Origin of the sequence: Streptococcus acidominimus (genome assembly GCF_001921825.1) — a bacterium.
GTDB classification, from domain to species: domain Bacteria; phylum Bacillota; class Bacilli; order Lactobacillales; family Streptococcaceae; genus Streptococcus; species Streptococcus acidominimus.
In genome coordinates this window covers 1-13,127 of record NZ_MSJL01000054.1, presented here as the reverse complement: position 1 = coordinate 13,127, position 13,127 = coordinate 1, and the positions used below count along the sequence as shown (strand labels likewise).

15 protein-coding genes are annotated in these 13,127 nt (G+C 43.9%); 2 read left to right on the top strand and 13 right to left on the bottom strand.

The window, feature by feature from the left end:
• Positions 1-358: 358 nt before the first annotated feature.
• The 7 genes from BU200_RS09200 to BU200_RS09180 all read right to left on the bottom strand — a co-directional run bounded on the left by BU200_RS09200 (position 359) and on the right by BU200_RS09180 (position 5,007).
• On the bottom strand, positions 359-985 hold the full coding sequence (locus BU200_RS09200; protein WP_075099869.1) for a ribonuclease P: 627 nt from the start codon (positions 983-985) through the stop codon (positions 359-361).
• 30 nt (positions 986-1,015) lie between these two features.
• Positions 1,016-1,771 (bottom strand): TIGR00266 family protein, encoded by a 756-nt coding sequence (locus tag BU200_RS09195; protein WP_075099868.1) that lies wholly within the window; start codon positions 1,769-1,771, stop codon positions 1,016-1,018.
• A 315-nt stretch (positions 1,772-2,086) separates the two neighbouring features.
• A complete protein-coding gene (locus tag BU200_RS11160) occupies positions 2,087-2,254 on the bottom strand; it encodes a hypothetical protein (RefSeq protein WP_158015151.1) in 168 nt (55 codons plus the stop codon).
• 314 nt (positions 2,255-2,568) lie between these two features.
• Complete coding sequence (locus tag BU200_RS09190) at positions 2,569-2,748, bottom strand: hypothetical protein (RefSeq protein WP_075099867.1); 180 nt, start codon at positions 2,746-2,748, stop codon at positions 2,569-2,571.
• A gap of 2 nt (positions 2,749-2,750) precedes the next feature.
• Positions 2,751-2,891: a hypothetical protein gene (locus tag BU200_RS11305; RefSeq protein ID WP_169822877.1), complete on the bottom strand. Its 141-nt coding sequence runs from the start codon at positions 2,889-2,891 to the stop codon at positions 2,751-2,753.
• 308 nt (positions 2,892-3,199) lie between these two features.
• Positions 3,200-4,561: a DNA repair protein RadA gene (radA, locus tag BU200_RS09185; RefSeq protein WP_075099866.1), complete on the bottom strand. Its 1,362-nt coding sequence runs from the start codon at positions 4,559-4,561 to the stop codon at positions 3,200-3,202.
• A gap of 2 nt (positions 4,562-4,563) precedes the next feature.
• Positions 4,564-5,007 carry a dUTP diphosphatase gene (locus tag BU200_RS09180; RefSeq protein WP_075099865.1) on the bottom strand — a complete coding sequence of 148 codons (444 nt, stop codon included), beginning with the start codon at positions 5,005-5,007 and terminating at the stop codon, positions 4,564-4,566.
• Between the two features lie 565 nt (positions 5,008-5,572).
• On the opposite strand from BU200_RS09180, the gene BU200_RS09175 reads away from it, so the two are divergent.
• Both BU200_RS09175 and galU read left to right on the top strand, forming a co-directional pair.
• Positions 5,573-6,589 carry an NAD(P)H-dependent glycerol-3-phosphate dehydrogenase gene (locus tag BU200_RS09175; protein ID WP_075099864.1) on the top strand — a complete coding sequence of 339 codons (1,017 nt, stop codon included), beginning with the start codon at positions 5,573-5,575 and terminating at the stop codon, positions 6,587-6,589.
• Positions 6,590-6,600: 11 nt separating this feature from the next.
• Entirely contained in the window at positions 6,601-7,500 is a 900-nt protein-coding gene (gene galU / locus BU200_RS09170; protein WP_075099863.1) for a UTP--glucose-1-phosphate uridylyltransferase GalU, read from the top strand.
• 353 nt (positions 7,501-7,853) lie between these two features.
• Here the strand turns inward: galU and BU200_RS09165 are convergent, their stop codons facing one another.
• From BU200_RS09165 to BU200_RS09140, 6 genes are all read right to left on the bottom strand, one after another.
• The gene (locus tag BU200_RS09165; protein ID WP_075099862.1) at positions 7,854-8,531 is read right to left on the bottom strand and encodes a rhomboid family intramembrane serine protease; all 678 of its coding nucleotides are present in this window, start codon (positions 8,529-8,531) and stop codon (positions 7,854-7,856) included.
• The gene (locus tag BU200_RS09160) at positions 8,512-9,054 is read right to left on the bottom strand and encodes a 5-formyltetrahydrofolate cyclo-ligase (RefSeq protein ID WP_075099861.1); all 543 of its coding nucleotides are present in this window, start codon (positions 9,052-9,054) and stop codon (positions 8,512-8,514) included. The genes BU200_RS09165 and BU200_RS09160 overlap by 20 nt, the downstream gene beginning before the upstream one ends.
• Positions 9,055-9,233: 179 nt before the next feature.
• Positions 9,234-10,367, bottom strand: a complete 1,134-nt coding sequence (locus BU200_RS09155; protein ID WP_244912665.1) for an N-acetyldiaminopimelate deacetylase — start codon at positions 10,365-10,367, stop codon at positions 9,234-9,236.
• A 5-nt stretch (positions 10,368-10,372) separates the two neighbouring features.
• Complete coding sequence (gene dapD / locus BU200_RS09150) at positions 10,373-11,071, bottom strand: 2,3,4,5-tetrahydropyridine-2,6-dicarboxylate N-acetyltransferase (protein WP_075099859.1); 699 nt, start codon at positions 11,069-11,071, stop codon at positions 10,373-10,375.
• Positions 11,072-11,354: 283 nt separating this feature from the next.
• Positions 11,355-11,651, bottom strand: coding sequence for a hypothetical protein (locus tag BU200_RS09145; protein WP_075099858.1), 297 nt, complete (start codon positions 11,649-11,651; stop codon positions 11,355-11,357).
• 39 nt (positions 11,652-11,690) lie between these two features.
• Positions 11,691-12,422 carry a PASTA domain-containing protein gene (locus BU200_RS09140; RefSeq protein ID WP_075099857.1) on the bottom strand — a complete coding sequence of 244 codons (732 nt, stop codon included), beginning with the start codon at positions 12,420-12,422 and terminating at the stop codon, positions 11,691-11,693.
• Between the last annotated feature and the right edge of the window lie 705 nt (positions 12,423-13,127).

Below are 13,127 nucleotides of genomic sequence, written 5' to 3'. Positions count from 1 at the left end.
AATACTACTCGCATGATGATTACCTCTTTGTCTTGAATGATGATTTGTTTTAGTGATTTCATTTTCAATACACGACGTCGGGCGTCCCACATACTTTGATAAAATTCTGCCTAAAACAAGTGTCTTGTCTGTTTTCACTACGACGTCAAGCGTCAAAAGGAAATACGACATAACAAGACACTTCTACTTTATCATAAAGAAAAAGTAGAGAAGTTATCTCCCGTCGGAGAATTCTTCTCTACTAAGCTTAGTATGTTTTCACAGTGTGCTTTTAACGTCCTCGTATCTTCGTTTTGCAAGGTATTCAAAAATAAAGAAACATCAGACCCATTCTGGCACAATATTTCTTCATTTCTCCTTACCTCGTTGCTTGATAATAGGGAAGCAGTAACTCAAAAGCCGCTTCCAGCTGGGATAGGACTGCTTCCATATTATCTGCCTGGGTCAAGTCAACATCCACCTTGACCAGGACTTTCCGAATCTGATGTTGTGCGAGTTGCTCCAAAAGAGCCTGACGATTTTCTTCGCTTCCTTCTATCCGTCTGCTCTCTCCATCTGCCTGCACCATGTAATAGATAGGGGCTGCCACCGCCACTTGTAAGACCTGATGTTGCTTGGTTAAGCTCCACTCATCTTTTTTGCGCTCCACAAAGCTAACCTCTAATGATACCCCATAAGACGCCTGATCCCCATACAGACGCAGAGCAAACATAGGCTCACTAGCAAGGCCCTCTCCTTGAAAATACGTCCAGAAATGAGGCCGAATATACTGGCTCTGATTCATCCACTGACTTGTACGGTGCATGTCCAACTGCGGATGAACCTCGTGAAAGGCTTGGGCCAACTGTTGAAACTCCTTACGCGCAGCCTGCGCTAGTCTTTTCAACTCACGCATGCTCTCTTGCAATTCTCCTGCCTTATCAGGCGCTAGGTATTTGTCACCTTGATAGGGGAGAAAAGCTACTAAAGCGGGAAATAGAACCATAGAAACTCCTTTTCACTTCTCTCCACCTTATCATAAAAATGCGTCCAGTAGAGTGGTCTTACCTCCGCCGTCTCCACCCCCTGTTACGATATGGCTTCCGATCACTTGAGCAAAGGTTTCGATATTCAAACTTTGAACGTAGATTTCACCATAACCTGTGAAAGTGTTGACCACGCCTTCACCTGTACCGATAGACTGCAAGAAGCCATTTTCAAGATGAATATTGTAGTTCAAATCCTTGCTCCAAGCTACTACATGGGCATTGTCAATCGTGATACTTCCACCTGTTAATTCCAATTTTTTGATCGATCCAAAGGAATTGGCAAGTAGAGTTCCTTGACCCTCTGTCGTCATAACAAAGAAGCCACCTTGACCACCAAATAGGGCGCGCCCTACGCTTTGACGCTCCATTTTATACTGGGCAGATCCGTCTAAGGCTAGAAAGGCGCCATCATTCAAGCGGTATTGCTTCGCTCCCAACTCAAGGGCAATGACTTGGCCTGGCATAGATGGCGCAAGAGCCAATTTACCGTCATCAGCACTTGATATCGCTTCAGTGATAAACATGGACTCACCCGATGTCATGGCACGTCCAATTGCTCCCATAAACTTACCGAGACCTGAACCACCACGCGCATTCAACTTGGTATTCAAGGACACACTTGGTGTGTGATAGATCATACTTCCCCGCTGAATGTAGGCAGTCTCTCCTCTCTCTAGGACAATCTCAACCAACGGAAATTGCATATTGCTATCAATAGTATAGTTCATTCGATTATCAGCCATCATCTGACCTCCTTTGTATTGATATTCTAATACAATCAGTCTACATCTTTTCCCAAAACCTGTCAAGCATCCTCTACATAGCCTTTCCGTTTTCATTTGACGGAGGGCAGCAGAGGCAGACCAAGAGCTTCTAGTGACAACAGTCATAGACATCACAAGGTCGGCAAAACGAACTCAAATAGTTGGAAATGGAAGCCCAGCCATTAAGGTACTATCAACGATAAGCAAACTTTCACAATTGGGAATGTGAAAGTTTGGAGATAGACTTGTTGCGCTTGGCTTCTCCTTTAATCGGTCGCCCCATTTTTGCCGACATTATTCGTCTACCTTACCAGCGAGTTGATAGACAACAATATACATCAGCATATCTGTCATGTCGCCCAAAGTATCAAATAATTCAAAACGACCTTTTACAATCGCAAGAATTACACTCGCTACTTTTAAGACAATCAAGATAACAGCTAATTTTTGTAACAGTTTCATCTTGTGTCGCACAAGACGCTATGCTATAATGGAGATACACGAAACCGTTAGGGGCTTTTCGCCCCTTGGCTTCGTTTGCTTTAGAATAGTTCTCGTATGAACCCGATAATTTCAATGATTACTCCGATAATCACAAACTTATCTGTCAGCGAGAGCTTTTCTTTTTGCCTTCGTTTTCGCATAGCGTCTTTTCCTTTCTGTTTTAATATTGACTGAAAAAGAAGACGTGTATTATAATATTTAAGTACTATTTTTCAGTACTTGGCTCTGCACAACACAAAATTTATAGGCAGAAAGTTGCGCAGAGTGCTTTTTTATCCCTTGAGTTCCTGATAGACCTTTTCAAGACCTAAAGCAATAATGTCTGTCTTACTTTTTCCAGTCAATCTGACACACTCTTCAAGCATTTCAAATTGTTCGTCAGTAACACGAAAACCTATATTTTTGACCCGTGGTTTATCAGACTTCAAAGGTCGTCCCATTTTTGCCGACATTACTACTTAGTAAAATACCAAAGAGCAAGACCTAGAATAATAGTCCAGGCAATGCCAGAAAGAAGCATCTCTTTACGATTATTCTTTCTCACTGTTATCTCTGCATGCTTAAACTTCTTATGGTAAAGTATTTTGTTATCCATTGCCTTCTACCCTCACTTATGCTAGAATATAACTAAACAATGGTTAGGGGATTTCTCCCCCTCCCACTAGAATTTGATGGCTGTCGAACCGATAACGAAGTAAATTGTAAGGATCACTTCTTTCGGTTTCGGTAGCCATTTTCTTCTGCGCTTAGCCATATTTGGTAAGTCCTTTCTACTAGATTTGTTAGGTTATCTCAACCTTACAAGACTAGTATATATTTTTATAACACATTTGTAGAAAAGTTTCGCGTCACATTTTTCATAGATTCTGAAAATAAACAGAGCTGCACCAATCAAAAAACCTACTAACCAAAAACCTTCTGCAAGACTTCTCCAATCGTGGTCACTCCAACCACAATAATACCTTTGGGAATTTCTAAACCGATTAGGGAATTTTTAGGGGCATAGATTTTCGTGAAGCCCAGCTTGGCAGCTTCGTTTATCCGTTGCTCTATCCGATTGACACGGCGAATTTCACCCGTCAAGCCGATTTCTCCAATAAAACACTCTTGAGGGTTGCTCGGTTTATCCTTGTAGCTAGAAGCAATTGCAACCGCAACTGCCAAGTCAATAGCTGGTTCATCTAGCTTCACACCACCTGCCGACTTAAGGTAGGCATCCTGATTTTGAAGAAGTAAACCTGCTCGTTTTTCTAAAACTGCCATGATCAGACTGGCACGATTAAAATCAAGTCCCGTTGTGGTTCGCTTAGCATTGCCAAACATGGTCGGTGTTACCAAAGCCTGAACTTCAGCCAAAATCGGACGCGTGCCCTCCATGGTCACTACAATCGCAGATCCCGTCGCTCCATCCAATCGCTCTTCTAAGAAAACCTGACTAGGATTGAGGACTTCCACCAGTCCAGCTGACTGCATCTCGAAAATCCCAATTTCATTGGTTGATCCAAAACGGTTTTTCACTGCCCGTAAGATGCGGAAGGTGTGCTGGCGCTCCCCCTCAAAATACAGCACAGTATCCACCATGTGTTCCAACATACGAGGCCCAGCAAGCGTTCCTTCCTTGGTCACATGTCCCACGATAAAGGTCGCAATATTGTTGGTCTTGGCAATCTGCATCAACTCGGCTGTCACTTCTCGAACCTGACTGACCGATCCTTGAACACTTGAAATCTCAGGACTCATAATGGTCTGGATAGAGTCGATAATGAGAAAATCAGGCTGAAGCTTCTCCACCTCTGCCCGAATACTCTGCATATTGGTCTCGGCATAGAGGTAAAACTCATTGTCAATATCGCCGAGACGCTCACTACGCAGCTTGATTTGTTCCGCCGACTCCTCTCCACTAACATACAGAACAAGACCCCGACTAGCCAATTGGGTCGAGACTTGGAGCAATAGGGTCGACTTCCCAATCCCTGGATCTCCTCCAATCAGGACGAGGCTTCCTGGCACCACGCCACCACCGAGAACGCGGTTAAACTCTGCCATATCTGTCTCGGTTCGAGCAACATGGCTCGAGGTTACTTGATTCAGTTTAACGGGTTTGGCCCTCTCTCCCGTCAAGGACACCCGCGCATTTTTGACTTCTGCGACTTCAATTTCCTCCACAAAAGAAGACCATGCCCCACAGTTCGGACAGCGTCCGAGGTATTTAGGGGAATGGTAGTCGCAATTTTGACAGACAAAGGTCGCTTTTTTCTTTGCCATACTTAATTCCCCGTTGAACCGAAGCCACCTGTGCGCTCACCCCTTGCTTCATCCCCATCTGCCAATAAAAAAGGGGCAAAGACCGCTTGGACGATCCGCTCTCCAACTTCGAGCACGACTGTCTCTTCAGTTATGTTGTGCATTTGAGCAAAGATATGCCCTTCATTGGCAGGATTACCGTAGTAATCGCCATCAATCACACCAACCGAGTTGATCAAGACCAAGCCTTTCTTACGAGGATTGGACGAGCGATCGTAGAGATAGAGAACCTCACCTGCCTGCATATATGCCTTAACGCCTGTTGGTACTAACTTAATCTCTCCGGGAGCAAGCTCCATACGCTCTGCTACTTTCAAATCATATCCTGCCGCGTGCGCTGTTTCACGCTTGGGCAATAAGCCCTCATCCGTAAAATGCGATACTAATTCAAATCCACGTTGTCTCATATCCGTCTCCTAACATTTCAAATAGTCTACTGTCACCTACCATTATACTATATATTCGTAAAAAATGACGAAAGAGAGGCAGAGGATAGTAACCGCATGAGACGGTAATACTCGTCAAAAATCAAAATCTGACGTCCTTAACTCGCCTTGCTGAGTAAAAAGCTCCAGTGGAGGTTTTTAGCCTGTTCCCTTAAAACAAGAAAGAACAGAGTTCTATTTGCTTCACCAGCCTAGGAATAGACTGGGAGGAGGTTGGAAATAAAACGAGTGAAACTCGTGTCAAGTGTGGCTCCCTTTGGGACATAACTGTTTCAGCTTTAGCCAGTTCCAGATTTTGATTTTTATAGAGTATCAGTTTTGGCAAAGCAGACACTCTCTTTGTAGACCTACCATACAGCAAACAGCTATTTCGTCCACAACATCTTTTGTTGGCTGTAAAAAACGGAAGCAACCTCACATGCACATCGCAATGTTTCTTACTCCTGTCAATGAGAATGGCTCATGCAAATTTTTCACAAGTATGATAGAATAGAACTACTGATTATTCCCAAAGAGAGGAAGCAAGATGAACAAACAAAAAATTGCCGTACTAGGTCCTGGTTCATGGGGGACTGCCTTGTCGCAGGTCCTCAATGATAATGGTCATGAAGTGCGTATCTGGGGAAATGTCCCAGAGCAAATCGATGAAATCAATCAATTCCACACCAACAAGCGCTATTTCAAGGATATCGTCCTCGATCCAGCCATTAAGGCCTATAAAGAATTGAGTCAAGCTCTTGATGGTGTTGATGCGGTACTGTTCGTTGTCCCAACCAAGGTCATGCGCTTGGTCGCAAAGCAAGTCGCTGAAACGCTGGATCACAAGGTAGTGGTCATGCACGCTTCTAAAGGGCTAGAGCCAGAAAGCCACAAGCGGCTGTCTACTGTTTTGGAGGAAGAAATTCCTGCCGCTACTCGAAGCGAGATTGTCGTAGTATCAGGACCCAGTCATGCAGAAGAAACAATCATTCGTGATTTGACCCTCATCTCTGCTGCTTCTAATAATTTAGAAACAGCCCAGTATGTACAAAATCTCTTTAGCAACCACTACTTCCGCCTCTATACCAACAATGATGTTATCGGTGTTGAAACAGCCGGTGCTTTGAAAAACATTATCGCAGTCGGAGCAGGAGCTCTTCACGGGCTCGGGTACGGCGATAATGCCAAGGCTGCTATTATTGCCCGTGGATTGACTGAAATTACCCGACTAGGGGTTGAAATGGGAGCAAATCCCTTGACTTACAGCGGTCTATCTGGAGTCGGTGACCTAATCGTCACAGGAACATCTGTTCACTCCCGCAATTGGCGGGCAGGTGATCAGCTCGGGCGCGGTGAAAAATTGGAAGATATTGAGCGCAACATGGGCATGGTCATTGAGGGGATTTCAACAACCAAGGTCGCCTATGAACTCGCCCAAGAACTCGGGGTCTATATGCCTATTACCCAAGCTATTTACAGCGTTATCTACCAAGGAGCTAGTATTGATGAGGCCATCAAAACAATCATGTCTAGCGAATTTCGTCAGGAAAATGAATGGTCATAAAGGAGAAAAATATGGCAAAGAAAGTTAGAAAAGCCGTGATTCCAGCAGCTGGCTTAGGAACTCGTTTCCTTCCTGCTACCAAGGCCCTAGCCAAAGAAATGTTACCAATTGTGGATAAACCAACCATCCAATTCATCGTGGAAGAAGCACTCGCTTCAGGAATTGAAGATATTTTGGTGGTTACTGGCAAATCAAAACGCTCAATCGAAGATCATTTTGATTCTAATTTTGAATTAGAATACAATCTCAAAGAAAAAGGTAAAAATGATCTGTTAAAATTGGTTGATGAAACAACGGGTATCCGCCTCCACTTCATCCGCCAGAGCCATCCTCGGGGCTTAGGTGATGCTGTCCTACAAGCCAAAGCCTTTGTTGGAAACGAACCCTTTGTTGTTATGCTCGGGGATGACTTAATGGACATCACCAATAAAAAAGCCACTCCACTCACCAAGCAATTGATGAACGATTATGACAAGACACACGCTTCTACCATTGCGGTTATGCCGGTTCCTCATGAAGAGGTCTCTGCGTACGGCGTCATTGCACCGCAAGGCGAGGGGGTCAATGGTCTATATAGTGTGGATACATTTGTAGAAAAGCCTGCACCTGAAGATGCGCCATCTGACCTTGCTATTATCGGGCGCTACCTCCTCACTCCTGAAATCTTTGATATTCTAGAAAAACAGAAACCAGGAGCAGGAAACGAAATCCAATTGACAGATGCCATTGATACACTCAATAAAACCCAGCGTGTCTTTGCCCGCGAGTTCAAAGGTAACCGCTACGATGTCGGAGACAAATTCGGCTTCATGAAAACGTCAATCGACTATGCCTTGCAACATCCGCAGGTCAAGGATGATTTGAAAAAATACCTCATCGAACTGGGGAAAAAATTAGAAGTTAAAAAATAAAGAAAACACGAATCTTTCTACAGCCACATCACAGCTGCAAAAAGATTCGTGTTTTTCTATTATTACTATCATTTCTCCAATTATAAAATGGTTGATATAGCCGTTTAGTTTATTTTTAGTACTAGGCAACGAGTCGCAGGTAGTACTGGGGTACAGCAAGACGAATTAACGAAGTAATAAAAATAGAAACTAAATGACTATAATACTCTATAAAAACTCAAAACGTATCCAAAGGGCATCCGTATCTGTAACGGCTATGGCAAACTAGGAAATCTGACACAGACACTAGGGAGAGTTCGCTCCGCAAACTTCTATTTCCCGCCCCTAAAGTTATACTATACCTAACGAAACAGTTATAATCCAATACTTCCCCACACCAAGCCCAGTGCCAGCACCACGTAGAGGAGTAGCGCAAGACGCTTCTTTCGGTTGGTAAATAGGTCTTGCTCTTGGGGGTTTGGTAAAAAAACGGTCGCCAAAGCTCCGCCAACCACTCCACCAATGTGACCTGCTAGACTGATTTCAGGATTAAAGAAGCCTAAAACAAGATTGATCAGAAGTAAGGCGATATAGCGTTGACCCAGAAGTTGCAAAGAGGGATTGCGACTACTATACCTTAGGACGACCATGGCTCCAAAAAGTCCAAACAAGGAGGTGGAAGCCCCTGCTGCTACTGCGTCAGGGGTCAAAAAGAGGATAAAAATATTGCCCATCATTCCTGACAAGAAATACAGAAGAAGAAAGCGTCGCGATCCAAAGAGCTCTTCCAATTGATAACCAAAAACATAGAGGGTCATACTATTGAAGAAAAAATGCTCCCATCCGATATGGATAAAAATTGGTGAAACCAAGCGCCACAACTGGCTCGGATCCAGTTTTACAATACGACCATACAGCCCACCAAAGTCATAGATAGTCTGCGCAGTCGTTGCTTCCCCAAACCGCAGAACCTGCATGGTGCCAAAAAGGAGCATTGTCACCAATAACAGGGCATTCGTTGCGGGATAGCGCTTATTTATCATTTCTTTCATAGCATAAAACCTCTCTTACTGCTTGGTCAAACTCTTCTTCGATAAAATCACATCTTTGGAAATCATAGATCGTGCTAACGGTCATGCCTTGATAGTCTTTCAGATAGCGGTCATAAAAGCCGCCGCCATATCCAACTCGATAGCCCGCCTCATTCCAAGCAAGCCCTGGTACATGGATCAAATCAATCTCTGATGGATCCACCGCCTCATCAGATCTGGGTTCCCAGACACCATAGGAACTTAGCTTCAGGTCATGGGGATCATAAGGGACAAAAACCATGCGTCCTTTACCATAAGTTTTAGGTGCAAGAACCACTTTCCCGTCGCGCAGGGCTTGTTCAATCAAGCATCTTGTATCCAGCTCATGTGACATGGATAAAAATGTCGCTATCGTCCTTGCTTCTTGATAAGCCACTTGTTGACAGATACTTCGACATGCCCAGTCACTCCACGCCTGTCGCTCTTGCGGAGACAGGGCTTTTAAACGAACTATCATATTTTGGCGAACCCTTGATTTTTCCATCCATTAAATTCCTTCCTTGGCTATTAAGATAAAAACCAACCCAAGATCAGTATGACGGATTGGCTCTTTTATAGTCATTTAGTTTATATTTTTATTACTTCGTTAACTCGTCTTGCTGTACTCCAGTACTACCTGCGACTCGTTGCCTAGTACTAAAAATAAACTAAACGGCTATATCATTAGGCTTCTGCCTTATAGCATAAAAACGCTGTCAGCTGTTCAACCGCAAAGGGGATTGCTTCTTCTTTCGGATTTAAGCGGGGATTGTGCAAGGGATAGGGGGTATCCACACCGAGCCAGAACATGACACCCGGCACCTTGTTCAACAGATAGCCAAAATCTTCTCCCGTCATAGCAGGCGGACAATCGATTACCTCTACCTCTGGGATTGCCTCAAAATAGGTCATCAATTCATCTGCCAAGTGGGGATTGTTTTCCACAGGTAGATAACCACCTTGGTTCAATTCAATCTCTACTTCAAGACCAAAGGAGGTCGCAATTCCTTGTGCCACTTCGCGCACCCGTTTTTGGACTAGGAGGCTCATTTCTTGGGTCAAGGAACGAATAGTCCCGTGCAAGAAAGCTGTCTCTGCAATAACATTATTGGTTGTTCCTGCATGCATGGAGCCAAAGGTTACCACTGCCCCCTCAATCGGATCGACATTGCGGCTGACAACAGACTGTACTTGTGTAACAAAATAACTCGCCGCCACCAAGGCATCATTTGCCGTATGCGGAAAAGCTGCATGCCCACCACGTCCGATAAAGCGAATAATCACCTCACAGGTGCCTGCAAACAAGGTTGCACGGTTGGTTGCAATCTGTCCTACTTTCAAATCAGGTCTCACATGTAAACCGTACCACTCATCTGGTAGCCAGTCACCAAAGGCGCCCGCTTCATACATCAGCATTCCACCCGCCAGATTTTCCTCCGCAGGCTGGAATAAAAAGAGCAGGTTGTGGCGGGGCTGTTTGGCAATCATCTGCTCCAACACTCCAAGTGCAATCGTCATGTGAACATCATGACCACAAGCATGCATCCTGCCTTCATGGATTGAGGCAAATTCAAGCCCCGTTTCTTCGATAATTGGCAGACCGTCAATATCGGTTCGCCAGCCAATTGTTTTTCGTCCTTCTGTCCCCGTCAAATAAACAAGAATACCCGTCTCCCATGTTCGCACTTGAGCAAAAGAACAATCGCTTAAGAGGCTATCAAGGGTTTCCATGAGAAAGGCGTGCGTTTTGAACTCTTCCATGCCTACTTCAGGAATTTGATGCAGGGCACGTCGTATCGCAATTAAATCAAGCATAATACCTCCTAGAGGGTTCGAAGAGCATCTTCCAATGCTGTTTTTTGTTGGGTTTGGGCATCAATTTCCTTAATCACGCGCGCAGGAACACCTGCAACAACCACATTCTCAGGGACATCTTGAGTGACAATTGCACCGGCAGCTACCACTGACCCACTACCAACCTGTACTCCTTCGATCACAACGGCATTCGCACCGATCAAAACATTATCACCCACACGCACAGGATCTGCGCTGGCAGGTTCAATCACACCGGCTAATACTGCTCCAGCCCCAATGTGGCTATTTTTCCCAACAGTTGCACGACCGCCCAGAATGGCACCCATATCAATCATGGTGCCCTCGCCAATTTCTGCACCGATATTGATCACAGCTCCCATCATAATAACAGCATTATCTCCAATGGAGACTTGATCGCGGATAATAGCACCCGGCTCAATACGGGCATTAAGCCCTCGCTTATCTAGCAATGGCACTGCCGAATTCCGCGCATCTTGCTCCACTACATAGTCTTTGTTTTCGGTCAAATTAGCAAGAAGCGGTGCCACATCTTTCCAATCACCGAACAAGACATTCCCCAGTTGCACGATATTTTCGGGGACTGCAGCTGCTAATTCTCCCTCAAAAGTCACTTTGACAGTTGTCTTTTTCTCTGCTTGGGCAATAAATTGAATAATTTCTTGGGCGTTCATTTTTGTCGCTGTCATAGTATCTCCAATCTCACATCATGATTCGCTTCCTATTATATCAAATTTTCAGAATATTTGGGAACAATCTCTCTTTTTTAGCCTCCTTTTTCCGTTTACTATTATCCTCATCAAAGAACAGCTTCTTTACTCCTTACTTAATCAATACTTCTTTTTACAGAGTATAGTCATTTAGTTTATATTTTTCTTTATTTCTCACCGAATTTGGCAAAAATTCAAAAAAAGAAGACTGAAAAAACGGTCTTTCTTTCCTTTTCTTCACTCTTCTTTTTTTGTAGTAAGATTATTGCAACATAGACAGAGCTTGTTTTCTCGCTCCTGTCATTGCTTCTTTTAATTGGTCACGAGTTGTTTTCAAGGCTGAAATGATACTGTCACGACCTTCTTCCGGAATTGGAGTACTATCATCACCATGACTTGCAAATTCCGTAGCGATACTTTCTTGCTGTTGGTCCATTAGTTTCGTCAATTGTTCACGAAATGGCGTCAGTACTTTCTTAGCACCTTCTGGCAGTTGAGAAATCAATTCATCAAAATCTGCTACATAGGCATCTGATAATGATTGAAAGCCTGCCTTCACATCACCGAGGGTTTGAATTGCCCCAATTTTATAAAAATGTCAAGGTTTATCCTTGGTTTTCTTCTTAATTGGTAACAATTTCGGAACTTTTTTGATCAGGGTTGGAACATCCAATTTTTTAGCCCTTACTCGCTGGTTCATCATCTGACTTGCACCCAGTCCTGCCTCTGTCAAATAGTACAATTTGACAAAACTTCCCTTTGGAATACCTGACTTTAAGACATTAGGCTTGGGCTGCATATCAAGGACAATCTCGGTTTGCCGATTGGCATACCTAGCTTGCGCTTGCGTGGTAATGAGGATTGGCTTCACACCTAGTTCTCGCAAATGCTCTTGAGCTTCTTCTAAAGGAAGTCCGATTAGATTAGGCAAAGAAACGGTCTGGTCGCTCGCCTCAATCACATCCTGACTGACATAGTAAAGTTTGACCAAGGTTCCAGGCTCCACATTGCCAGACTTGGGAACCATGGCGACCACCTCGCCAGCTCCCCTCTTAACATAGCGCTGATGAGGTTTAGCAAGAATAACACTAACCACAAAGCCTAATTCTTGCAGATGATGTTCCGCCTCCCTGATGTTCATGTCCACCATATTAGGCAGGCGTACCAAGCGATTTTTCTTCTGGTAATTCTGCTCCAGAACCTTGTCCACCAATGGGACAACAGCATGAACTGCCTCCCCGATCACTCGTGTCGTATCTGGAATGATATCAAAAATCTTCGCCACATCTCCAATCAGCTTTCCCTTACTTGATACTTTCTTTTTCCCCATTTGCTACCTCTTTTTCTACTCTATAAAATGAAGTTCCGCCTATCTTTCATCTACTCTAAAGCCCATTTTACTCATTTTAATGTTCCTAATCACTCCCCGCTACTTACTTGGAAAACTTCTTTGCTCAATTCAACCAAGTCTGTCCTCAAACTCTTTTCAGTGTCTTAGCATATTTGCACCCAGCCTTACGAACCAATTAAGTACCTCCGTTAGCTCCACCATGCTCAATCAGGGCTTCAACTTCGGTTTTCCTCTTGCTATCTCTTTCTCTATTATAGGGTTTTCAACCTAAACTTTCAAGGAGTAAAGACTGGCTCAAGTCTGGGCTTCTAAAACATGCAACCAAAATAAGATGACAAAGTGGTTGAGGGCTCTAACTAGGTTGATCTCTCATGATTCACAGTATCCAACATCAGCTTCCTCTCAAAAAAATTATCCGCTGGAAATTCCAAGCGGATAATCATCAATACTTCTCTTTGCAACCTATTGGGGTATCGTTGTTGAAATTATAGTATGGATAGTAAGAGGAGTAACTGTTACTACCTAAAGGAGTAGGCTGTGAGTTTTTATAGTCATTTATACTGTTTAAAAATTAAAAGCACTTGAAATCCACTCTCTATGACAAATCGATTTGACCTTTTCTTTCGTCAATGAGTGAATCGTGTCCTGAAGTCTATCCATGACCTCCCTTAAGGAATGGAAAAA